The 21325-nt window shown below is 68.8% G+C and carries 22 protein-coding genes; 9 read left to right on the top strand and 13 right to left on the bottom strand.

What is annotated here, in order from left to right; genetic code table 11:
• The first annotated feature begins 4 nt into the window (after positions 1 to 4).
• Both dapE and G578_RS0119275 read left to right on the top strand, forming a co-directional pair.
• Positions 5 to 1207, top strand: coding sequence for a succinyl-diaminopimelate desuccinylase (gene dapE / locus G578_RS0119280; protein ID WP_084619027.1), 1203 nt, complete (start codon positions 5 to 7; stop codon positions 1205 to 1207).
• A 4-nt stretch (positions 1208 to 1211) separates the two neighbouring features.
• Positions 1212 to 1787 (top strand): hypothetical protein, encoded by a 576-nt coding sequence (locus G578_RS0119275; RefSeq protein ID WP_028795643.1) that lies wholly within the window; start codon positions 1212 to 1214, stop codon positions 1785 to 1787.
• A gap of 76 nt (positions 1788 to 1863) precedes the next feature.
• Here G578_RS0119275 and G578_RS0119270 read toward each other — a convergent pair whose 3' ends face one another.
• The 8 genes from G578_RS0119270 to G578_RS0119230 all read right to left on the bottom strand — a co-directional run bounded on the left by G578_RS0119270 (position 1864) and on the right by G578_RS0119230 (position 9757).
• Positions 1864 to 2319: a YtoQ family protein gene (locus G578_RS0119270; protein ID WP_028795642.1), complete on the bottom strand. Its 456-nt coding sequence runs from the start codon at positions 2317 to 2319 to the stop codon at positions 1864 to 1866.
• A 657-nt stretch (positions 2320 to 2976) separates the two neighbouring features.
• Positions 2977 to 3714 (bottom strand): TerC family protein, encoded by a 738-nt coding sequence (locus G578_RS0119260; protein WP_028795640.1) that lies wholly within the window; start codon positions 3712 to 3714, stop codon positions 2977 to 2979.
• A gap of 5 nt (positions 3715 to 3719) precedes the next feature.
• On the bottom strand, positions 3720 to 4340 hold the full coding sequence (gene leuD / locus G578_RS0119255; protein WP_028795639.1) for a 3-isopropylmalate dehydratase small subunit: 621 nt from the start codon (positions 4338 to 4340) through the stop codon (positions 3720 to 3722).
• 3 nt (positions 4341 to 4343) lie between these two features.
• The gene (gene leuC, locus G578_RS0119250; protein ID WP_028795638.1) at positions 4344 to 5747 is read right to left on the bottom strand and encodes a 3-isopropylmalate dehydratase large subunit; all 1404 of its coding nucleotides are present in this window, start codon (positions 5745 to 5747) and stop codon (positions 4344 to 4346) included.
• Positions 5748 to 5804: 57 nt separating this feature from the next.
• Positions 5805 to 6317 (bottom strand): bifunctional adenosylcobinamide kinase/adenosylcobinamide-phosphate guanylyltransferase, encoded by a 513-nt coding sequence (cobU, locus tag G578_RS0119245; RefSeq protein WP_028795637.1) that lies wholly within the window; start codon positions 6315 to 6317, stop codon positions 5805 to 5807.
• Positions 6317 to 7474 carry an acetyl-CoA acetyltransferase gene (locus G578_RS0119240; RefSeq protein WP_028795636.1) on the bottom strand — a complete coding sequence of 386 codons (1158 nt, stop codon included), beginning with the start codon at positions 7472 to 7474 and terminating at the stop codon, positions 6317 to 6319. Before G578_RS0119240 ends, cobU begins: the two co-directional genes overlap by 1 nt.
• Positions 7471 to 7869: a Zn-ribbon domain-containing OB-fold protein gene (locus G578_RS0119235; protein WP_028795635.1), complete on the bottom strand. Its 399-nt coding sequence runs from the start codon at positions 7867 to 7869 to the stop codon at positions 7471 to 7473. The genes G578_RS0119240 and G578_RS0119235 overlap by 4 nt, the downstream gene beginning before the upstream one ends.
• A gap of 343 nt (positions 7870 to 8212) precedes the next feature.
• Positions 8213 to 9757 carry a gamma-glutamyltransferase family protein gene (locus G578_RS0119230; RefSeq protein WP_028795634.1) on the bottom strand — a complete coding sequence of 515 codons (1545 nt, stop codon included), beginning with the start codon at positions 9755 to 9757 and terminating at the stop codon, positions 8213 to 8215.
• A gap of 164 nt (positions 9758 to 9921) precedes the next feature.
• Between G578_RS0119230 and G578_RS27115 the strand changes: the two genes are divergently transcribed.
• On the top strand, positions 9922 to 10920 hold the full coding sequence (locus G578_RS27115) for a 2-hydroxyacid dehydrogenase (RefSeq protein WP_051245023.1): 999 nt from the start codon (positions 9922 to 9924) through the stop codon (positions 10918 to 10920).
• 69 nt (positions 10921 to 10989) lie between these two features.
• On the opposite strand, the gene G578_RS0119220 is transcribed toward G578_RS27115, so the two are convergent.
• Genes G578_RS0119220 through G578_RS0119210 form a run of 3 tightly spaced genes read right to left on the bottom strand, consistent with a single transcriptional unit; the run spans position 10990 to position 13175 of the window.
• A complete protein-coding gene (locus G578_RS0119220) occupies positions 10990 to 11751 on the bottom strand; it encodes a sulfite exporter TauE/SafE family protein (protein ID WP_028795633.1) in 762 nt (253 codons plus the stop codon).
• Positions 11752 to 11772: 21 nt separating this feature from the next.
• On the bottom strand, positions 11773 to 12414 hold the full coding sequence (locus G578_RS0119215; protein WP_028795632.1) for a pseudaminic acid biosynthesis-associated methylase: 642 nt from the start codon (positions 12412 to 12414) through the stop codon (positions 11773 to 11775).
• Complete coding sequence (locus G578_RS0119210; RefSeq protein WP_028795631.1) at positions 12411 to 13175, bottom strand: cytidylyltransferase domain-containing protein; 765 nt, start codon at positions 13173 to 13175, stop codon at positions 12411 to 12413. The genes G578_RS0119215 and G578_RS0119210 overlap by 4 nt, the downstream gene beginning before the upstream one ends.
• An 87-nt stretch (positions 13176 to 13262) precedes the next feature.
• Between G578_RS0119210 and G578_RS28675 the strand changes: the two genes are divergently transcribed.
• Positions 13263 to 13727: a GNAT family N-acetyltransferase gene (locus G578_RS28675; protein WP_051245021.1), complete on the top strand. Its 465-nt coding sequence runs from the start codon at positions 13263 to 13265 to the stop codon at positions 13725 to 13727.
• Here the strand turns inward: G578_RS28675 and G578_RS0119200 are convergent.
• Entirely contained in the window at positions 13709 to 14731 is a 1023-nt protein-coding gene (locus tag G578_RS0119200) for a PseG/SpsG family protein (RefSeq protein WP_051245020.1), read from the bottom strand. The genes G578_RS28675 and G578_RS0119200 overlap by 19 nt on opposite strands.
• 113 nt (positions 14732 to 14844) lie before the next feature.
• Between G578_RS0119200 and pseI the strand changes: the two genes are divergently transcribed.
• A complete protein-coding gene (gene pseI / locus G578_RS0119190; protein WP_028795827.1) occupies positions 14845 to 15909 on the top strand; it encodes a pseudaminic acid synthase in 1065 nt (354 codons plus the stop codon).
• A 1-nt stretch (position 15910) separates the two neighbouring features.
• On the top strand, positions 15911 to 17719 hold the full coding sequence (locus tag G578_RS0119185; RefSeq protein WP_028795629.1) for a tetratricopeptide repeat protein: 1809 nt from the start codon (positions 15911 to 15913) through the stop codon (positions 17717 to 17719).
• Here the strand turns inward: G578_RS0119185 and G578_RS0119180 are convergent.
• Positions 17710 to 18651 carry a DMT family transporter gene (locus G578_RS0119180; protein WP_169400885.1) on the bottom strand — a complete coding sequence of 314 codons (942 nt, stop codon included), beginning with the start codon at positions 18649 to 18651 and terminating at the stop codon, positions 17710 to 17712. The two genes, G578_RS0119185 and G578_RS0119180, sit on opposite strands and share 10 nt — an antisense overlap.
• A 107-nt stretch (positions 18652 to 18758) precedes the next feature.
• On the opposite strand from G578_RS0119180, the gene G578_RS0119175 reads away from it, so the two are divergent.
• The 3 genes from G578_RS0119175 (at position 18759) to G578_RS29205 (ending at position 21084) form a co-directional block, all read left to right on the top strand.
• Entirely contained in the window at positions 18759 to 19427 is a 669-nt protein-coding gene (locus tag G578_RS0119175; protein ID WP_084619025.1) for a DUF2848 domain-containing protein, read from the top strand.
• A gap of 3 nt (positions 19428 to 19430) precedes the next feature.
• Positions 19431 to 20786, top strand: coding sequence for an amidase (locus G578_RS0119170; protein ID WP_051245018.1), 1356 nt, complete (start codon positions 19431 to 19433; stop codon positions 20784 to 20786).
• A 130-nt stretch (positions 20787 to 20916) separates the two neighbouring features.
• Positions 20917 to 21084 carry a YdcH family protein gene (locus tag G578_RS29205; RefSeq protein ID WP_084619024.1) on the top strand — a complete coding sequence of 56 codons (168 nt, stop codon included), beginning with the start codon at positions 20917 to 20919 and terminating at the stop codon, positions 21082 to 21084.
• Positions 21085 to 21325: the final 241 nt, after the last annotated feature.

Below are 21325 nucleotides of genomic sequence, written 5' to 3'. Positions count from 1 at the left end.
CGACATGTCGGCGTCCCCCCGGGCCGGCTCAGCTTCCGCCGCCTCAACCTCGGCGGACACCGCGGCGCGCCTCGATCCGGTCGAGGTCGCGGCGGGTCTGATCCGCTGTCCCAGCGTCACCCCGGAGGAGGGCGGCGCCCTCGACCTGCTGCAGTCGCTGCTGGAACCGATGGGCTTCGCCTGCCACCGCCTGCGGTTCGAGGCGGAGGGGACCCCGGCGATCGACAATCTCTATGCCCGACGCGGCACCGAGGCGCCGCATCTCTGCTTCGCCGGCCACACGGACGTGGTCCCGGTCGGTGACGCCGCGGCCTGGAGCAAGGGGCCGTTCGACGGCACCGTCGCCGACGACCGGCTCTGGGGCCGCGGGGCTGCCGACATGAAGGGCGGCATCGCCGCCTTCGTCGCCGCGGTCGACCGCTATCTGGCGTCGGGCGAGGGCAGGGGCTCCATCAGCCTGCTGATCACCGGCGACGAGGAAGGTCCCGCCGTCAACGGCACCACCAAGGTGCTGGACTGGATGGAGGCCAACGGCGAGATCCCCGACATGTGCATCGTGGGCGAGCCGACCAATCCGACCGCCATGGGCGACATGATGAAGATCGGCCGGCGCGGATCCTTCACCGGCCGCCTCACGGTGCACGGGACCCAGGGCCATGTGGCCTATCCGCATCTGGCGGAGAACCCGGTCCACGGTCTGATCCGCCTGCTGGAGCCGTTCGCCCACGGCACACTGGACGAGGGCACGGCGCATTTCCCGCCGACCACGATGTCGGTGACCACCATCGACGTGGGCAACCCCGCCAACAACGTGATCCCGGCGGAGGCGCGGGCCACCTTCAACGTGCGCTTCAACGACGCCCATTCCTCGGCCTCGCTGGAGAAGATGTTCCGCGACAGCTTCGACCAGAAGGGTGTGCGCTACGACATGGAGACCGAGTGCTCGGGCGAGAGTTTCGTCACCGAGCCCGGGGCGCTGTCCGACATGATCTCCGAGGCCAGCTTCGCCGTCACCGGCCGGCGGCCGGAGCTCAGCACCACTGGCGGCACCTCCGACGCGCGCTTCATCAAGCGGCTCTGCCCGGTGGTGGAGTTCGGGCTGGTGGGCCAGACCATGCACAAGGTGGACGAGCATGTCGCCGTTGCCGATATCCGGACGCTGACCGACATCTACGCGGCCGTCCTGGACCGCGCGTTGGGCGGCTAGGGCGATGGCGTTGCCGCCGATCCCCACCCAGCCGGAGGTCGTCGCCTCGGTCTACGGGACGTGGCGGCTGCTGCTCGGCGACCGGGGCGGCCTGAGCTATTTCGGGACCGGGGCTTCCGGGTTCTGGCGGTCCTGCTGGGTGCTGGCCGCCGTGCTGCCGTTGAACCTGCTGATCTACATGATCCAGTCGAGCGCGAGCGACGCGCCGTTCTCCCTCGGTCTGCTGGCGCTGGTCGGCTTCACCGTCGTCATCGCCTGGTACGGCTTTGCGCTGGCGGTGCATTACGTGCTGCCGTCCATCGACCGGGCGGAGCGGTACTACGACTACATGATCCCGGAATTCTGGTCGTCCCTGCCGACCGTGGTGATCCAGTTCGCCGCCATCGCCCTGGCGACGAGCGACGTCCTGCCCGGCTCCCTGGGCAAGGTGCTGACCATCGCCTCGTTCGGCGGCGCCCTCTGGCTGCGGGCGCAGATCATCCGCCTGTCGCTGGATGTCAGCTACGGCGTGTCGGTCGGGCTGGTGGTCGGCAGCCTGGTGTTCAACGCGGTGCTCGCGGCGATCCTGATCCCAGGCTGATTCCCAGGACCAATTTCACTCCCCGGACTTGTTCCGGGGAGTGTGGGAGGCGAGAGGGGGAAGAGGTACGAGCCTCTCACCCCGGCAGCTTGCCGGTCAGCACGTAGCGCAGGATGTCGACCACCTGTTCCGGCGTCTCGGCCACCGCCAGGGCGGCGCCATCGACCTCCTTGAGGGCGTGGGTGTGCTCCGGGGCGTGCAGCACCACCAGGGGCGTGCCCAGGGCCGCCGCATAGCCGGCGTCGAAGGCGGCGTTCCACTGCTTGTACTTCTCGCCGAAGCGCACGACGACCACGTCGGCCTGCTCGATCAGGGTGCGCGTGCGGATGGCGTTGAGCTTGGCGCCCTTGTGGTCCTTCCAGAAGCCGGTCTCCTCCGCGCCCAGGATCGCCACGCCGCAGTCGTCGCTGGCGTCGTGGTCGGTGACGGGGGCCGAGAAGTCGACATCCAGGCCGGCGGCGCGCGCGCCCTTCTCGATGACGTCGCGCCAGTCGGTGTGGATCTCGCCGGACAGATAGACGGACAGGCTCACGATTGCCTCCTTGAGGTGTATTGGACGCCTCAGGCCATAGCACATCCGCTGGCCCGGGTCAGGCACCGCCCCGCGGCCGAACCGACGAGGTTTTCGAACGGCCGGCAAAAAATCCACGGCGCCCTCCGGCGGATCCGACCGACAAATGCGGGTCGGCGGGCCGCCGGGAGATCCTCGAACCGAGCCGCGCGGACGCCCGGAGAGGCTGCGCTAACTGTCTGAAAATAATCGTAAAACGAGTGAAGGCCTGGAGACTTATCTCCAGGCCTTCCTTTACTCGCATTCCGAACCGGGCATCAGGTGGGGAGAGGGGGACGTGCCCCGATCCGAAAGCACTTCTAACTTAGGCGTTCTTTCTGTAATGTGCAATAGAAAATTTTGTTTCAGATTGAAAGGCTGAAGCGGTGAAACGGAGAGTGTTTACACGCCGCCGCCATGCCGAGATCGTGGCCCGCAGGCGGCTGCGGATGGCGACATGGCTGGGGGCGCCACTGGCACTGGGGGCCTTGGGGTGGGAAATCCTGGAAGGCGGCGGAATGCCTGCCATCGGGACCGTTGCGGCGGTCGCGGTGGTGGTGGCGTATACGGTCGCGCTGCTGCGGATCCACGACCTGACGGGGGAGTGGACGTTCTTCTAGAACGTCCACCTCGCCGACTTTAGGTTTTTAAAGTCTGGTCCTTGCGGCGGTTTCGACGCGCCAATTGGTTGAGCGCCTCCACGGCGATGGCGAAGCCGATCGCCGCGTAGAGATAGCCGCGCGGGATGTGGAACTGCAGCCCGTCGGCGACCAGGGCCACGCCGATCAGCATCAGGAACGACAGGGCCAGCATCTTCGAGGTCGGGTGCTTGTGGATGAAGTCGGCGATCGCGCCGGCCGCCGCCATCATCACGCCGATGGACACCACCACGGCAGCCACCATCACCTCGATATGCTCGACCATGCCGATGGCGGTCAGGATCGAGTCGACGCTGAACACCATGTCCAGCGCCATGATCTGGACGACCACGCTGGTGAAGCCGGCCGAGATCCCCTTCTTGGGACCCTGATCCTCTTCGTCGCCCTCGACGGTCTTGTGGATCTCCAGGGTGGCCTTCGCCAGCAGGAAGGCGCCGCCGGCGATCAGGATCAGATCCCGCCAGGACAGATCCACCCCCTGAACCGAGAACGCCACCGCCGTCAGCCCGATCACCCAGGTGATCGCGAAAAGCAGGGCGATGCGCATGACCAGCGCGCCGGCCAGCCCGATCGTTCTGCCGAGCGGCCGCTGCTTCTCCGGCAGCCGGTTGGCGATGATCGAGACGAAGACGACATTGTCGATGCCGAGCACGATCTCCATCAGGGTCAGGGTCAGGAAGCTGGCCCAGACGGTCGGGTCGGCAAGAAGGTCCATCATCACGCTCAACCGGTTGGAGTACGCCAGGGGAAGTCCTGGCCGTAGGAACGCTCGAAGGCCGAGAGGGTTTCAGAATGGGCGAGGGTCAGGTCGATATCGTCCTTGCCCTCCATCAGGCATTCCTTGACGAACGGGTCGATCTCGAAGCCGAACGTCTCCGGGTCGTTGGCCAGGCGTACCGTCTGGGTGGCGAGGTCGACGGTCAGCGGCGCGGAGGGATCGGCTTCGGCCATCTCCCAGATCCTCTCGATCGCCTCGATCGGCAGTTCGACCGGCAGCACGCCGTTCTTGGCGCAGTTCGAGCGGAAGATGTCGCCGAAGCTGGCGGCGATGACGCATCGGAAGCCGGCATCGGCGAGGGCGTAGACCGCACCCTCCCGGCTCGAACCGCCGCCGAAATTGCGGTCGGCAACCAGGATCTCCGCGCTCTGGTACTGCGGCTGGTTCAGCGGGAAATCCTCCCGCATCGAGCCGTCCTCGTTCCGGCGCAGGTCGTGGAACAGGTAATTGTCGTAGCCGTCCGAGCGCGGCTTGCGCAGGAAGCGGCCGGGCTGCAGCTGGTCGGTGTCCACATTGGCCAGCCGCAGGGGCACGACGGTGGCGGCGAGGGTTCCGAAGGGGTCCATGGCTCAGCCCTCCGCCAGCTTGCGCACGTCGGTGATGGTGCCGGTGACGGCCGCCGCGGCCGCCATGGCCGGGCTCATCAGATGGGTGCGGGACCCCGGCCCCTGGCGGCCGCGGAAATTGCGGTTGGTGGTCGACGCGCAGCGCTCGCCCGGCGGCACCATGTCGCCGTTGGTGGCGGCACACATGGAGCAGCCTGACTCAAGCCACTCGGCCCCGGCACCGGTGAAGATCCGGTCCAACCCTTCCTGCTCGGCCTGGCGCTTCACCATGGTGGAGCCGGGGACGATCATGGTCGGCACCTTCGTGCTGCGGTCCTTCAGGATCGCGGCGGCGGCCCGCAGGTCCTCGATCCTTGCGTTGGTGCAGGAGCCGATGAACACCCGGTCCACCCGCAGCCCGTCCAGCGGCGCGCCGGGGGTCAGGCCCATATAGTCGACCGCCTTCTCGAAGGTCGTCCGGCGTCCTTCATTGGCCTCGCCGGACGGATCCGGGACGGCGGCGGTGACCGGCAGCGCGTGTTCGGGCGACGTCCCCCAGGTCACGGTCGGCGCGATCTCGTCGGCATGCAGCCGGACCTCGCGGTCGAAGACGGCGCCCTCGTCGGTCTTCAGGCCGCGCCAGAAAGCGACGGCCGCCTCCCAGTCCTTGCCTTTCGGCATGTAGCGCCGGCCCTTAAGCCAGGAGATCGTCGTGTCGTCGGGTGCGATCATGCCGGCCCGGCCGCCGGCTTCGATCGACATGTTGCAGACGGTCATCCGCGCTTCCATGGACAGGCCGCGGATCGCCTCGCCGGCATATTCGATGACGTGACCGGCCGCCCCGTCGGCGCCGATCCTGGCGATCACCGACAGGATCAGGTCCTTCGCCGTCACATGCGGGCCGAGCTGCCCGTCGACGGTGATGCGCATGGTGCGCGGCCGCTTCTGCCAGAGCGTCTGGGTGGCGAGCACATGGCTCACCTCGGACGCGCCGATCCCGAAGGCCAGCGCCCCGAAGGCGCCGTGGGTGGAGGTGTGGCTGTCGCCGCAGACCAGCACGATGCCGGGCTGGGTGAGGCCGAGCTCGGGGCCGACCACATGGACGATGCCCTGTTCCGGATCGCCGAGGCCGAACTGGCGGATGCCGTTGGTCCGGCTGTGCTCGTCCAGCAGCCGGATCATGGTGGCGATCTCCGGCTCGTCCGGGCCGGTGGCACGGTTGCGCGTCGGCACGTAGTGGTCGGCGATGGAGAAGGTGAGGTCGGGTCGGCGCACCTTGCGGCCGCTCATCGCCAGCTTCTCGAAGGCGTGGAACGAGCCTTCGTGGCACAGGTGGCGGTCAATCCACAGCAGCGTCTGCCCGTCCTCGCGGGCGGTGACGATATGGGCGCGCCAGATCTTTTCAAAGAGGGTGAGCTGCTCGGTCATGGCCTGGAGATTAGCCGGAAGCGGGGGGAGGGCAAGGGGGTGTTGCTGGGTGCAGGGTCAGCCCTTCACCGTCATCGGTATTCCCGCAACCACCAGTTCCACCCGTGCCGCGTGCTCCGCCACCCGCTGGTGCAGCCGGCCGGCGTGGTCGCGGAAGTCGCGGGCCATCTTGTGCTCCGGGACGATGCCGAAGCCGACCTCGTTGGAGACCAGGATTGCCGGACCCGTGGGCGCCGCGCACCACGCCAGGAACTCTGCCGTCGCCGCCTCCAGGTCCCGTTCGTGCACCATCAGATTGGTCAGCCAGGTGGTCAGGCACTCCACCAGCACCACCCGGCCCGGCCGGGCTTCGCGGGCCAGGGCGGCGGCGAGGGCAAGCGGCTCCTCCACCGTTGTCCAGCCATGGGCCGCCCGGTCCTCCCGGTGCTTGGCGATGCGCGCGGCCATATCGGCATCCATCGGCTCGGCGGTGGCGAGATAGATCCCCTCCAGCCCCGTCTCCCTGGCGAGCGCCTCGGCCCGGCGCGACTTGCCGGACCGGGCACCGCCCAGGATCAGGGTCAGTGTCATTACAGCGCCGCCGCGGTGCCGAGCAGGGCGGTGGATTCATGGGCGAACATGCCGCCATTGCCATGGGCGAGCCCGATGGTGGCGCCGTCGATCTGCCGTTCGCCGCATTCGCCGCGCAACTGCCGCACCGCCTCGATGGTGGTGAAGATGCCGAGCATGCCCGGATGGGTGCAGGACAGCCCGCCGCCATAGGTGTTGAACGGCAGTGCGCCGCCCGGCCGCAGCCGCCCGTCGCCGACGAAGTCTCCCCCCTCGCCCTTGGGACAGAAGCCCAGATCCTCCAGCAGCATGACCGCGTTGATGGTGAAGGCGTCGTAGACCTGCACCACGTCCACATCGGCCGGGGTGAGGCCGGCCATCGTGAACGCCTCGCGCCCGCTCTGCACGGCGGCGGTGGTGGTGAGCGACGGCATCATCGAGTACTGGCGATGGGTATGCCCGCCGGCGCAGCCGAGCAGATAGACCGGGGTCTTATTGAGGTCCTTCGCCCGGTCGGCCCGGGTCATGACGATGGCGCCGCCGCCGTCGGTCACCAGGCAGCAGTCGCGCACGGTCAGCGGATCGCAGACCATGCGGGAGCCGAGCACGTCGTCCACGCTCAGCGGATCGCGCATGAACGCCTCGTCGTTCATTCCCGCCCACATCCGCGCGGCGACGGCGACCTCGGCGAGCTGTTCGCGGGTGGTGCCGTAGTCGTGCATGTGCCGGGCCGCCGACATGGCGTAGCCGGCGATCGGCGCGCGCAGGCCGTAGGGCTTCTCGTAGGGCAGGTTCTCCGCCCCGGACGGCGAATGCAGCTTGCCCGACGCGGTGCGCTGGTTCGAGCCGTAGACGATCAGCGCCACGTCGCAGAGCCCGTTCTCCAGCGCCAGGGCGGCGTGCAGCATCTGGATGACGGCCGAAGAGCCGCCGACGATGGTGGCCTCGGAGAAGCGCGGCTCGATGCCGAGATACTCGCCGTAGGTCAGGGCCGGGAACACCGAATGCATGGAGACGGCGAACAGCCCGTCCACGTCCTTCAGACTCAGCCCGGCGTCGGCCAGGGCGGCGCGGGCGGCGTCGGCGGCGATCTCCATGTGGCTGTAGCCGGGGGCCTCGCCCAGATGGGCGGTGGCGGCACCGACGATGGCGGCCTTGCCGCGAAGGGACCAGGTCATGCCGAGGCTCCTTCAGCGGGATCGAACACCACGACCGTCTGGCCGTCCTGCTTGGCGAGGCGGGCGGCGACCGGCATGCCGATGGCGACCTCGGTCGGCTCCATGCCTTCCACCCGGCTCATCATCCGCACGCCCTCGTCCAGATCGACGAGGCAGACATTGTAGTCGCCGCCGCTTTCCGGCCGCCGGCGGATGACGGTGGTGGAATGCACGGTCCCCTTGCCGCTCGGCGCCACCCAGTCGAGGTCTTCGCCGTCACAGGACGGGCACATGACACGCGGCTGGAAGATGTGGGTGTTGCAGGAGGCGCAGCGCTGGATCCGCCAGTCCCCGGCCTCCAGATAGGCGAAATAGGTGGCGTCGGGGCCGCCGGGGGCGGGCTTGGCGTCGGGCATGCGGGTTCCTCCTGTGCGTCCGTTTTTCTTCAGTTCTTTCGTCTCCCCGGCCTTGCGCAGAGGCCTAGGGTGGGTGCCGCTGGAGCGCTGGGCGATTTGCCTCCGTCGCTCCAGCAAGCGCTTCTCTCGGTCCCGGCGCAGGGCCGGGAAGACCGTTCCGTGCAGGGGGCAGCGGTTTCGTCCGCTATCCCCAATTCTCCGTTCCTTTCCGTCTCCCCGGCCTCGTGCCGGGGCCCAGGGTGGGTGCCGCTGGAGCGCCGGGCGATTTGCCTCCGTCGCTCCAGCAGGCGTTTGTCTCGGTCCCGGTGCAGGGCCGGGAAGACGGGTCAAGGACGCTGGAGACCTACACAACCCGCCCCTGCGCCCGCGCGCGGGGATCGCCGACCGCCACCGCCATGCCGTCCGCGTCGACCGAGATCGTCTGGCAGACCGCCATCATCGGGTCGCGCACCGGGTTCACAGACAGAGTCAGGCCCAGTTCCCCGGCCACCGCACGGGCGGTGTCGGCGATGTCCGGGTCGCACATCATGCTGTCCTCTTCCGCATGCACGCGCGCCTCGCGCACCGCCTTCTCCAGCGGAATGTCGCGGCCGAGATGGTGGAACAGGATCTGCATCAGGGCGGTGACGATGCGGGTCGCTCCCGAGGCGCCGATCGCCATTGCCGCCCGGTTCCCCTCGAACAGCAGGGTCGGCATCATCGACGACGCCGGCCGTTTGCCGCCGACCACCGAGTTGGCGCTGCCCTCCCAGGCGTGGAACAGCCGCATCTGGTTGTTCAGCAGGATCCCCGTGCCCGGCACCACCACCGCGGAGTGGTTGTTGTTGGAGAAGGTGATGCAGGCGGCGTTGCCGATGGCGTCCATGGCGCAGAGGCTCGTGGTCTCCGTACTCTCGCCGCCCGGCGCGATGGGAGACGGCACGAAGGCGGGATCGCCCAGCCCGCGGCGTCGGGCGTTGAACATCGCCAGCATGGCCTCGGCCAACGCCTTGGTGCGGCCGTGCGCGTCCTCCGGGACGCCCGCGGCGTCCAGGGCGGCGAGGCCCTTGGCGACCATGAAGCCGGTCGAGGGCGGCCCCATGGTGGCGATCCGGCGGCCCCGGTACTGCCCGCCGGCGGCCGGCCGGCGCACCACGTGGTAGCCGGCGAGATCGTCGGCGGTGAGGAAGCCGCCATGGGCCTCCATCTCGGCGACGATCTTGGCCCCGAGTTCGCCCTCGTAGAGCGCGCGCGGCCCTTCATCGGCGATCAGCTCAAGGCTCGCCCCGTAATCCGACATGTCCATGCGGTCGCCGGCCTGGAACAGGCCGCCGTCCGGCTTGAGCAGCATCGCCGCCGTGGCCGGCATGTAGGACAGCATGTCCTTGCTGCGCGACATCCGCAGCGCGGCCTTGGGCGCCACGTCGAAGCCGTCATAGGCGAGGCGGATCGCCGGCGCCATCACCGACTTCAGCGGCATCCGACCGAAGGTGTCGAGCGCCCGGCACAGGCCGGCGGCCGCCCCGGGTACCGCGACCGAGCGGTGGCCGATCTCGTTGGCCTTGTCCTTGACCAGGATGGTGTAGTCGCCCAGCGGATTGACCGACTGGAACAGCTCGTACTTGGCGTTGACCGGGGCGGTGCCCATGAAGTCGAAGGTGGTCGTGGTCTTGGTCCGCGCATGATGTACGGTCATGAACCCGCCGGCCCCCAGGCCGCTGTCCAGCGGCTCGACCACGCCCATGGCGAAGGCGGTGGCGATCACCGCGTCGATGGCGTTGCCGCCGCGCTCCAGGATCTCCACGCCGGCCTCGGCCGCGTCGGGATTGCCGCAGGCCACCGCCCCCAGCTTCATGGGCGCGCGTTCGTAACCGACCCAATCGGCGTTCGGGTCAAATCCGTCAGGCATGCGGGAATCCTCCAGAAAAAGGGCGGCATCCGGCGCCTAGGGTGGTGCGCGGAGCCGGCAAAGGCTAGACAAAGCCGCCCCGCATACACAAGCTCCCTTCCGCCGTGCCTACCGGGGCGCCCGTCCGTCCCGTTCCGTTCTGCAAACTCCAATCGAGGTCCATCGTGAGCGAAGCGCCCACCGTTCTGCTGACCGGCAAGAACTCGATCCGCCGCGCCGATTTTCTGGCCGAAAATACCGAGTCCGATCTGCGTTTCGTCTGCTGCGACATGGCGGAGGAGCCGGAGCGCCTGCAGGAGCTGCTGCCGGAGGCGGACGTGATCGTCGGCGGCGGCCGGGGGCTGAAATTCCCGGCGACCAACCGTCTGAAGCTCTTTCAGATCCCGTTCACCGGCTACGACTGGATCACCCCGCCCGAGCTGCCCAAGGGCGTGCTGTTCTGCAACACCCACGAGCACGAGACCACCATCGCCGAGCATATCCTGGCCGGCATGCTGGAATTCCAGACCGGGCTGATGCGCGACACCCATCCGATGATGGTGGCGAAATCCTATAACGGCCGCTCGATCTCCGCCGGGCCGATGCATCGCGAGATGCGCGGCTGCACGGTCGGCATCGTCGGCTACGGCCATATCGGCCGCGAGGTCGCCCGGCGCTGCAAGGCGTTCGACATGAAAGTGCTGGCGGTCAGCCGCACCGTCCGGGACGAGGGCGACCTGGTCGACGCCTACTGGACGGTGGATGACGGGCTCGACCGGCTGTGCGCGGAGAGCGATTTCGTGATCGTCTGCGCGCCGCTGGACGACGTGACCCGCGGCATGATCGGCGCGGCCCAGTTCAAGGCCATGAAGCCGGACGCGGTGATCAGCAATGTCGGCCGCGGCGAGGTGATCGACGAGGCCGCCCTGTACGAGGCGCTGTCCTCGAAGCGCATTCGCGGCGGCATCATCGACGTCTGGTACGTCTATCCCTCGAAGGACGACCCGAACCCCTGGCCGTCGAAGTTTCCGTTCCAGAAGCTGGATAACGTGATCCTGTCGCCGCACAACTCGGCCTGGACCGAGCCGATGACCACCCGGCGCTGGCTGTTCGTGGCCAAGCAGCTCGACCGGTTTGTCACCGGCGAGCCGCTGGAGAACGTCTGCTTCGAGGGCGAGGGGTAAGCCACTTCCGTTTCCCCCGACTGTCATCCCGAAACAAGTTCGGGATGACGGGTCAGAAGGGGCGGACATTCACCCCCACACCGCCTTGCGGATCAGGTTGGCGCCCATCAGGGCCATGGCGATGAACACCGCCTGGCGGAAACGGGCCTGGGGCAGGTGGGCGCGGATGCGGGTGCCGATCGCCATCGCCGCCAGCGCCGCCACCAGCGCCACCGCCGACAGCGGCAGGGTCTCCACGGTGATCCCGCCATTGGCCCAGATGGCCACCACCCAGACCAGCCCGGTCAGGAAGAACGACAGCCCCACCCCCTGCACATATTCGTCACGGGTCAGGTTCAGGCTGGCGAGATAGACCGCGATCACGATCCCCTGGCTACCGGTCATCCCGCCGATGACGCCGGAGACGAGGCCGACGGGCACCGACAGGGCGAGTTCCCGGCGTTGCGGGATCACCGGCATGCCGCCAAGCACCTGCATTCCGGCATTGGCGATCAGCAGGCAGCCCAGCGCGATCTGCATCCATTTCGGATCGACCGAGAACAGGATCTCGGTGCCGATCCACAGACCCACCGCCGCCGCCGCGTTCAGCAGGCCGAACCGCTTCGCCAGGGTGCCCACGGCGCCGACCTGGATGATCTGCCACAGGTTGGAGATCAGCAGCGGGATGATCAGGATGCCGATGGCCGTGCGCAGGCTGACCACATTGGCCAGGATGGCCATGGCGATGGTCGGCAGGCCGAGGCCGACGATGCCCTTGACCCCGCCGCCGACGGCAAAGGCGAAGGCGACGAGCAGTGCCAGCGACAGCTCGGGAAGCGGGAGATCGGGCATGATGTGTCCGGCGCCGTGGGTTCAGGCGCCGGCCTTTTCGCCAGTTTTTTCCATCAGGAACCAGGTGACGTCGTCGGCCGGGAAGGCCGGATCGCGATGGTACTGGAAACCGTAATCCACCAGCCGCAGGTCGGGGAAGCGGTCCATCATCTCGCCGGCGAAATCGCGCTTGAACAATCGGTCCTGGTGGCCCCGGTACGGGATCGCGGCGGGACTGGGGTTGTAGTATTCCGACAGCAGGATCAGCCGGGACGACGCGGCGTAGAGGTTGTCGTACACGGTCGGCAGGGCGTCCGGATTGATGTGGATGAGCACGCCGGAGCAGAAGGCGAGCTCGCTGACCTCGACCGGGTGTTTCTCCAGGATCGAGCCGTGATGCACCGCCACGCCGGGCAGCGTGCGCAGCACCTCCACCGCCTTTGCGTTGATCTCGATGGCCGACAGCGCGATCTGCGGCAGCAGGTGGCGCAGGGCGACCAGGTTGATGCCGACATTGGGACCGAACTCCACCGCCGAGGCCACGCCTCCGGCCCGCTTCAGGGCGTTGGAGAACAGATGGGTGCGCGAGGCCAGCAGGGAGGCCCCCTGGTTGCGATCGACATAGTCGTCGCCGAACGCGCCGCTCCAGAACGCCTCCTGTTCGGTGCGCCAGCTCGTCGTCATGTCGATCCTCCCGAGATCCTGTCCTCGTAGCGCCGCTGCTTCTGCCCGACGCCGGCGTTCAGTGTGCGCCAATCCGGGTGCGCGTCCAGCAGCGCGATAACGTCGCGCCAGCCGAAGCCGGGATTTTCCGGCAGCAGCGCCTCCAGTATCCGCACCAGCAGCTCGTAGTCGGACCGCTCGTCCAGGGTCCAGCGATAGCCGCTGAGATCGAGGGCGGAGGGGTAGCGGGCGATGCGGAACCGCTCCGGCTGGCGGTAGAGGAACGGCATCACGTGCTCGCGGTCGTAGGAGTCGCCCGCCTCTTCGTTGGCGAGGCGCAGGGCGGCCATGGAGGCGACCTCGACGTCGAGCCCGATCGGCCAGGTGCGCGGGAAGCTGTTGGTGGCGTAGTCCGCCGGCGGGTCGCTGTCGCGGAAGGTGCCGACCACCGCGTCGATCAGGGCGGGATCGGTCAGCGGGCAGTCGCCGGTGAGCCGCACGACGGTCTCGGCGCCGACACTCTCCGCCGCGCCCACGAAGCGGTCGAGCACGTCCGGCTCCGAGCCGCGGAACACGGCCACACCCTCGGCCTCGGCCAGGGCGGCCACCGGGTCGTCATCGGCGTTCGTGGTGGTGGCGATGCAGACCGTGCCGACCGTTGTCGCCCGCCGCACCCGGTCGATCTGGTGGGCCAGCATCGGTCGCCCCGCCGCCGGCAACAGCACCTTGCCCGGCAGGCGGGTGGAGGTCATGCGGGCCTGAATCACGGCGGCAACGGTCACGGCATCTCCCAAGGGCGGTCTCGGTGGCGGAACTGACGGTAGCATGCCGCCGTCGCCCCGGCGCCGAATAGCGGTTAGGCTGGAAGCATGACCGATGCCTCCGACATCACGCTGCGCCCCATTACCTCGGAAGATTCAGAGGATCTGCTGGCCTGGCGCAACGATCCGCTGACCCGGGCCAATTCCCGCAACGGCGACGCCGTCACCCAGCAGGAGCACGCCGCCTGGCTGTCGCGGGTGCTCGACGACCCGAATCGGCAGGTTTGGATCGGCCTGGAGGACGAGGAGACGGTCGGCACCACCTCCGCGGTGCGGCACGAGGATGGAGCGGTGGAGATCTCCGTCACCGTCGCCCCCGAGGCAAGGGGCCGGCGGCGCGGCGCCGCTCTCGTGGCGGCGGCTGTGGAGGAGGCGCAGTCGCTCTGGCCCGACGCACCGATCCGGGCGGCGATCAAGCAAGACAATCAGGCGAGCCGGAAGGCGTTCGAGGCCTGTGGCTTCGAACAGGTGGCGGAGCGGGACGGTCTTCTCGACTACGAATTGCCGCGCTGATCCGGCAGCAGGCCGGCGATGGTGGCGGCGACCCGGTCCGCTCCCAGCCCGTCGACCAGGGTGCGGGCGTTTTCGGCCAGCTTGCTGCGGCGTTCCGGATCGAGCGCCAAGGCGGTGACGGTCTCTACCAGCACGGCGGGATCCAGATCCTCCAGCGGTCCGATATCGACCGCCGCTCCCGTCCTGGCCAGCGCGGCGGCGGGCCCGACCTCGCTCTCGTTCTGGGCGCCGATGATCATCGGCACCCCCAGCACCGCCATCTCCAGTACGGTGGATCCGGCGGCCGAGACGGCAAGGTCGACCGACCCGAGCAGACCCGCCATGTCGCGCACATCGTGGCGGACATCGATGCGGACCGGCAGCAGCGCGGCGCGGCGCTCCAGGTCGGGCAGGGCCGGGTTGGCGGCACCCACGACCAGGATCACCTCCGGCTCGCTCGGAATCCTCTCCGCCGCCGCCGCCACGGCGTCCAGGGCGAGGGCGCTGTATCCCTTGGGGTCGGCACCGCCCATCAGGACCAGCAGGCGGGACGCGAAGTCCGGCATGGGGCGGGGCTCGGCGCCGGTCGGTCGGAACTCCCGGCGCAGCAGTCCCCAGCCGGGTCCGAGACAAAGCCGGGCATCGGACTTGCCGGCATAGAGCCGATGGGAGGCGTGCAGGTTCTGGTTCACCACCAGCGCGCCGGGATAGGCCGGGCGATGGCCCATGTCGTCGATGATCGCCAGCGGCGGCGCCTCCTCGGCGAGAGCCGCAAGGTCGGCGTCGGCGATCTCCAGCCCGTCGACCACCACGGCGGCTGCGTCGTCCACCAGATCCTGCGGTGGCCAGCGGTCGTGCAGCACGACCTCCGCCCCCTCGGCGTGATAGCGTTCGGCAATGGCGGGCGGCACGGCGGTGCAGGCCAGCCGCACGGTGCCGCCGAAGCCGATCCAGCTCTGGGCGAGCGCCAGGCAGCGCATCACATGGCCCATGCCGATCCGGCCGTCCGCGTCCGCGCGGATCACCAGCCGCTCGCCCTTCAGGGAGGCGACGGTCGGTGCTGCTTCATTTGCGGCGGCGGGGAGAGTATCGTCTGGCGGCCGAATCACTGGAACTGCCCGGTCGGAGGACGCGTTGGGTGCAAGGCGAGTTTAGCATAGCCGGACGGCCGGTCGGTCCCGACCACCCGCCGTATATCGTCGCGGAGATGTCGGGCAACCACAACGGCGACATCAACCGCGCTTTCCGCATTCTCGAAGCGGCCAAGGCCGCCGGCGCGGATGCGGTGAAGCTGCAGACCTACACCGCCGACACCATCACGCTCGACCATGACGGACCCGAGTTCCTGATCCATGGCGGGCTGTGGGACGGCCGCCGCCTGCACGAGCTGTACGAGGAGGCCCATACCCCCTGGGACTGGCACGGCCCGATCTTCGACAAGGCGCGCGCGCTGGGGATCACGGTGTTCTCCACCCCGTTCGATCCGACCGCCATCGACCTGCTGGAGAGCCTGGGCGCGCCGGCCTACAAGGTCGCGTCCCAGGAACTGGTGGACCTGCCGCTGATCCGGCGGGTGGCGGCGACCGGCAAGCCGATGATCCTGTCCACCGGCATGGGCAGCCTGGAGGAGATCCGCGAGGCGGTCGACGCCGCGCGCGACGCCGGGGCCGAGCAGATCGTCGTGCTGCACTGCGTCAGCGCCTATCCGGCACCGGCGGACGAGACCAACCTGCGCACCATCGCGGATCTGGCCGACAAGCTGGGCGTGGTCACCGGCCTGTCGGACCACACCATGGACACCACCATCGCCACCCTGTCGGTCGCCATGGGCGCCTGCCTGATCGAGAAGCATGTCACCCTGGCCCGGGCCGATGGCGGCGTGGACAGCGCCTTCTCCCTGGAGCCGGACGAACTGGCCCGGCTGGTGCGCGACACCCGCATGGCCCATGCCGCACTGGGCGCGCCGGCCTACCGGCCGACCAGGTCGGAGGAGGCGGGGCTGAAGTTCCGCCGCTCGCTCTATGTCGTGGAAGACGTTCCCGCCGGTGCCGAACTGACGGCCCGGAACATCCGGTCCATCCGACCCAGCAACGGCCTGGCGCCGAAGCATTACGAGACCGTACTCGGCCGCCGGGCGACCCGCGACCTGACCCGGGGCGAGCCGCTGAGCGCCGACATGGTCGAGGGCGGCATCGACGCCTGATATGGAAACACCGCAACAGATCCTGGAGCGCGCCACCGCCCTCCACCTGGCCGGACATCTGGAGCAGGCCATCGTGCTCTACGCCCATCTGCTCAAGTCCAATCCGAAGCATCCGGACCTGCTGTACCGGCTCGGGATGGCGCTGCATCAGAGCGGGCGGGCGGAGGCCGCCGCGCAGATGATCACCGGCGCCGCCGAGGCCCGGCCGCAGGAAGCCTCCTACCGGCACGCGCTCGGGGTGGTGCTGCACGGACTGGGACGCCATGACGAGGCCGTCCTGGCCTACGAGGCCGCCCTGGCGCGCGATCCGCTGCTGTCCGACACCCTGGCCAGTCTGGGGGGAATCCTGGCCACGGGCGAGCGCCGGGCCGAAGGCGTGGCGATGCTGCGTCGGGCGGCCGTCCTGGCCCCGGCGAGCGACGAGGCCTGGACGCGGCTCGGCAACCACCTGCAGGCGGTCTCCGACCTGAAGGCCTGCGAGTCCGCCCGGCACCGGGCGCTGATCGCCGCACCCGCCAAGGCCGACCGCTGGGTGTCCCATGCCCTCGGCCTGATGGAGATCGAGCAGGGCGATGCGGCGATGCGGGCCTTCCGTGCCGCCGCGGTAATTCTTCCCGGCCACCACGATGCCTACAACCATCTGGCCTGGCTGCAGGTCGGCCGGTTGAAGATCGCCGAGGCCCGCACCGGCTTCCGGAGGGCCCGCACCCTGCAGCCCGACCTGGCCTCCGCCTATGCCGGCCTGTCGGAAGCGGCGTTCGCCGCCGGCGCGCCGGACGAGGCGGTGCGCTGGATGCGGGAAGCCCTCACGGTGTCGCCGGGACAGCCGCACTACCGCTTCCGGCTGGGAATCCAGCTGCTTGCGGTCGGCGAGATGGCCGCGGGCTGGGACGGCTACAGCCAGTTGCGGCAGAAGCCGAGTGCCGTGCGGCGCGATCCGTCCATCCGACTGTGGAACGGCGTCCCGTCGAAGGATACCACCCTGCTGATCGCCGCCGACCAGGGCGTGGGGGACGAGCTGCTGCATGCCTGTTGCATCGACGATGCCGCCCGCGACGTGGGCCGGGTGGTGATCGAGTGCGATCAGCGGATCCAGGAACTGATGCGCCGCAGCTTCCCCGATGCCTATGTCCACGCCTATCACCGCGTCGGCGACCGCAACGCGCCCGAGCATCTGTACGACTGGGTGCCGCCCGACTACCGGCCCGACGCCTATGCCGACGGCGCGCTGCTGCTGTCGCGCTACCGGGGCACCGTCGCCCAGGCCGATGCGGCCGCGCGGCCGTGGCTGAAGGCCGATCCCGACCGGGTGGCGGAGATGCGCGAGCGGCTGGCGGCCCTCGGTGACGGGCCGAAGATCGGCGTGGCCTGGCGCAGCCGGCGGCTGACCACCTTCCGCCTGCCGCATTACCCGGGCCTGGGGCCGTTCGAGGAGGTGCTGAAGGTCGGCGGCGCCCGGTTCGTCTCCCTGCAATACGGCATCGGCTGGCGCGAGGAGCTGACGGCGTCCGGCGCCAATGTCAGCCTGATCGACGGGCTCGACACCACCAACGACATCGACGGCGTGTTCGCCCTGGTCGAGGCGCTGGACCTTGTGATCTGCCCGTCCAGTACCGTCGGCTGGATCGCGGCGGCTCTCGGCAAGCCGGTGTGGCTGCTCTACAACACGCCGGTCTTCCTGGAATACGGCACGGACCGGTTCCCCGGCTTCCCGACCGTGCGCAGCTTCCGCAAGACCCAGGTTGAACCCTGGCGGCCGCTGATGGCGCAGGTCGGGCAGGCCCTCGCCGACTCTCTCGATCAGGCCTGATTGGGCGAGGGGGGCGCCGTCGGCTTCCTGCCGCGCAGGGTCTCCCGATAGGTGATGTAGAGCCCGCTGGAGATGATGATTCCGCCGCCGACGAAGGTCCAGATGTCGGGGAAGGTGCCGAACACGAAGAAGCTGAGGATGATCGCCATCACGAGCTGGCCGTAGTTGAACGGCGCCAGCACCGAGGCCTCGCCGTACTGGAACGCCCGGATCACGAAATAATGGCCGAGCCCGCCGATGAAGCCGAGCAGGGCGAACAGCCCGGCATCGAGGACGGAGACCGGCGTCACCCAGTAGAACGGCAGGGCGATGGAGGAGATCACCGCCCCGACCACGGCGATGTAGGTGATCGAGGTCTCCGGCGAATCGGCGGCGGAGAACTTGCGGGTGTAGATCTGGTAGGTGGCGTAGCAGAGCGCCGTGCCCAGGACCAGGAACATGGCCCAGTGGGTCTCGCCGCCGCCCGGCCGGATGATGATCAGCGCACCGGCGAAGCCGACCGCCACCGCGGTCCAGCGCCGGATGCCCACCGCCTCGCCGAGGAACGGGGCGGCCAGTGCCGTGACGATCAGCGGCGAGGTGAAGTTGATGGCGCTCGCCACCGGCACCTCGATGAAGCGCAGGGCGGTGAAGAAGCAGACCGTCGCCACGAACATCAGCACCGAGCGGATGATGTGGATGCCCGGCCTGCTCGCCTTGAACAGGGACAGCCCGCGGCGCGGCATGAACATCAGAACGACGAAGACCAGATGTCCAGTATAGCGTGCCCAGACCACCTGAACCGTGTGGTAGTCGCCGGACAGGAATTTGGCCGCGACGTTCATGAACGGCAGCAGGTTGATCGCCAGCAGCATGAACAGCACCGCGCGCAGGGTGTCCTGCGACGGGTTCCGGGCGGGCGCGGCGGCGGTGGTCGGGGGTACGCTTGACATGGCGGCAGGGTAGATCACCCGTCCGCGCCGACACATCCCCTTATCCGGATCTTCCGCGATGCCCAGACGGCAGCTATCGTCCCCGCGCATTCAAACGGGAGGCATGCATGGGAGCCCAGGTACTGCGGTTCGAAACCCCGGACGGTCCGGTCGAGGTGGCGGTGACGGACTGCGTCATCGCCGGCTGGACCGGTCGCGACAAGGCGGCGATCGACCATCACATCGAGGAACTGGCCGAGATCGGCGTGCCGGGACCGAGCACGGTGCCGCTGTATTACCGCTGCGCGGTGGAGCAGCTCATCCAGAGCGACCATGTTCAGGTGATCGGCGGCGACAGCTCCGGCGAGGTCGAGCCGGTGCTGGTGGCGACCGAGAGCGGCCTGTACCTGACCGTCGGCTCCGACCATACCGACCGCAAGGTGGAGACCTACTCCATCGCCGTCTCCAAGCAGATGTGTCCCAAGGTGCTGGGCAGCACCGCCTGGCCGGTCTCGCTGGACGACGATCTGGACGCGCTGGTGCTGGAGGCGACGGCGACTATCAAGGGGGCGGAGGAGCCGTATCAGACCGGCACGTTCGCCCTGATCCGGCCGCTGAAGGACCTGGTGGACGGTTATGGTGGGCTGAAGCCCGGCACCGTCATGCTGTGCGGCACCGTGCCGGTCACCGGCGGCATCCGACCGGCCGACCGCCTGGCGATCTCCATCACCGACCCGGCGAACGGCCGCAGCTTGGCCCATGCCTATGACATCGAAACCCTGCCCGTGGTGAGCTGACCCATGACCTTCGCACCGAAAACCCCGATCGCCGAGATCCTCACCGCACTCGATACCGGCCAGACCACCGCCTCCGCCCTGCTCGACACCGCACTGGAACGGGCGAAGGACGCCTCCGGCGAGGGCGCACGGGTCTTCCTGTCCCTGATGGAGGACAGCGCCCGCGCCGAAGCGGTGGCGAGCGACGGCCTGCGCAAGGCCGGCGTGCCGCCGCGGCCGCTGGAAGGCCTGCCGATCTCGGTGAAGGACCTGTTCGACGTGAAGGGCGCGGTGACCACCGCCGGCTCCAAGGTGCTGGCCTCCGAGCCGCCGGCCGAGGCCGACGCCCCGGTCATCGCCCGGCTGCGCGCCGCCGGGGCGGTGCTGGTCGGCCGCACCAACATGACCGAGTTCGCCTATTCCGGCCTCGGCATCAATCCGCATTACGGCACCCCGGCCAATGCCTGGGACCGGGCCTCGAAGCGCATTCCCGGCGGCTCCTCCTCCGGGGCGGCGGTCAGTGTGACCGACGGCATGGCGACGGTCGGTCTCGGCACCGATACCGGCGGCTCGGTGCGCATCCCGTCCGGGCTCTGCGGTCTGGCCGGCTTCAAGCCGACCCAGAGCCGGGTGCCGATCGACGGGGCGGTGCCGCTGTCCACCAGCCTGGACAGCATCGGCCCCCTGGCGCCGACCATGGACTGCTGCGTGCGGGTGCATCAGGTGCTGGCCGGCGAGCCGAGGCGGGCGATCCCGGCCCTGCCGGTGAAGGGTCTGCGCCTGGCCGTGCCGAAGGAGTTCGTGCTCGACGATCTGGACGAGCCGACGGCGGCGGCGTTCCAGGCGGCCCTGAGCCGGATCTCGGAGGCCGGGGCGACCATCGTCGACCTCGCCCTGCCGGAGCTGCTGGAACTGCCGGTGGTCAACGCCAAGGGCGGGTTCACCGCGCCGGAGAGCTACGCCCTGCACGAGCGGCACATCCTGCGCGATCCGGACGCCTTCGATCCGCGTGTCATTTCCCGCATGCGCCGGGCGAGCGAGCAGTCGGCAGCCGATTACTACAGCCTGGTGAACGCCAGGGCCGACATCCAGGCCCGAGTCGCGGCCAAGACCTCCGCCTTCGACGCGGTGCTGATGCCGACCACCCCGCGCATCGCCCCGCCGATCGAGGAGCTGGCGGCCGACGACGCGGTCTACGGCGCGGTGAACATGGCCATGCTGCGGAACTGCTCCGTCGGCAACTTCCTCGACCGCTGTGCCGCGACCATCCCCGTGCAGGATGAGGGGGCGGCCCCGGTGGGCCTGATGATCATGGGAGAAACCCTGGCGGATGACCGGATCTTGGCCATCGCGCTCGGCCTGGAGACCTTATTCACGTAATGGGCTTCTGGTAACTTTCCGTCAAAACTTCAAGGGGTTGAGAGTTCATTGTTGCGCACCTAACTGGGAAGGGTACGCTTTTGGTTCCGGGCGGCAGACACGCACCCGGAGACGTCGAAAGGAGGATCGTATGACAGCGACTGATCGGATCCACTCCCTGCAAGTGCGCCACGCCTCGCTTGAAGAGAAGCTGGACAATGAGTCCGGACGACCGTTGCCGGACGAAGTCGCGATACATGACCTGAAACGTCAGAAGCTAGCCATCAAGGACGAAATAGCGCGACTGCAGCGCCCCTGATCAAAAGGGTCTCGTTCTTTCCTACAGGACCGGTTCGTGCGCCGATCACGGAGCGTACGGACCGGCCCTCGGGCCCGCCTTTCCACCGAAGGGCGGGCTTTTTTAATGGGCGGTTGGAAGGTGGGTGCAAGGACATCTTCTTGTCTGTCACATACCGTTCCCCGTCATCCCGGCGAAGCCCGGGCTTGACCCGGGGATCGGCCGGGACCTAGCCGTAGCCGAAGGTACTGGGTCCCGGTCG

It is taken from the genome of Thalassobaculum salexigens DSM 19539 (assembly GCF_000423805.1).
GTDB lineage: Bacteria > Pseudomonadota > Alphaproteobacteria > Thalassobaculales > Thalassobaculaceae > Thalassobaculum > Thalassobaculum litoreum.
This window is presented reverse-complemented; position numbering and strand designations above follow the sequence as displayed.

Bases quoted from the DNA above. Each gene is read 5' to 3' on its own strand.
- dapE (WP_084619027.1), top strand. From the start codon at position 5: ATGTCGGCGTCCCCCCGGGCCGGCTCAGCTTCCGCCGCCTCAACCTCG.
- G578_RS0119275 (WP_028795643.1), top strand. From the start codon at position 1,212: ATGGCGTTGCCGCCGATCCCCACCCAGCCGGAGGTCGTCGCCTCGGTC.
- G578_RS0119260 (WP_028795640.1), bottom strand. From the start codon at position 3,714: ATGATGGACCTTCTTGCCGACCCGACCGTCTGGGCCAGCTTCCTGACC.
- leuD (WP_028795639.1), bottom strand. From the start codon at position 4,340: ATGGACCCCTTCGGAACCCTCGCCGCCACCGTCGTGCCCCTGCGGCTG.
- leuC (WP_028795638.1), bottom strand. From the start codon at position 5,747: ATGACCGAGCAGCTCACCCTCTTTGAAAAGATCTGGCGCGCCCATATC.
- cobU (WP_028795637.1), bottom strand. From the start codon at position 6,317: ATGACACTGACCCTGATCCTGGGCGGTGCCCGGTCCGGCAAGTCGCGC.
- G578_RS0119240 (WP_028795636.1), bottom strand. From the start codon at position 7,474: ATGACCTGGTCCCTTCGCGGCAAGGCCGCCATCGTCGGTGCCGCCACC.
- G578_RS0119235 (WP_028795635.1), bottom strand. From the start codon at position 7,869: ATGCCCGACGCCAAGCCCGCCCCCGGCGGCCCCGACGCCACCTATTTC.
- G578_RS0119230 (WP_028795634.1), bottom strand. From the start codon at position 9,757: ATGCCTGACGGATTTGACCCGAACGCCGATTGGGTCGGTTACGAACGC.
- G578_RS0119220 (WP_028795633.1), bottom strand. From the start codon at position 11,751: ATGCCCGATCTCCCGCTTCCCGAGCTGTCGCTGGCACTGCTCGTCGCC.
- G578_RS0119215 (WP_028795632.1), bottom strand. From the start codon at position 12,414: ATGACGACGAGCTGGCGCACCGAACAGGAGGCGTTCTGGAGCGGCGCG.
- G578_RS28675 (WP_051245021.1), top strand. From the start codon at position 13,263: ATGACCGATGCCTCCGACATCACGCTGCGCCCCATTACCTCGGAAGAT.
- G578_RS0119185 (WP_028795629.1), top strand. From the start codon at position 15,911: ATGGAAACACCGCAACAGATCCTGGAGCGCGCCACCGCCCTCCACCTG.
- G578_RS0119180 (WP_169400885.1), bottom strand. From the start codon at position 18,651: ATGTCAAGCGTACCCCCGACCACCGCCGCCGCGCCCGCCCGGAACCCG.
- G578_RS0119175 (WP_084619025.1), top strand. From the start codon at position 18,759: ATGGGAGCCCAGGTACTGCGGTTCGAAACCCCGGACGGTCCGGTCGAG.
- G578_RS0119170 (WP_051245018.1), top strand. From the start codon at position 19,431: ATGACCTTCGCACCGAAAACCCCGATCGCCGAGATCCTCACCGCACTC.
- G578_RS29205 (WP_084619024.1), top strand. From the start codon at position 20,917: ATGACAGCGACTGATCGGATCCACTCCCTGCAAGTGCGCCACGCCTCG.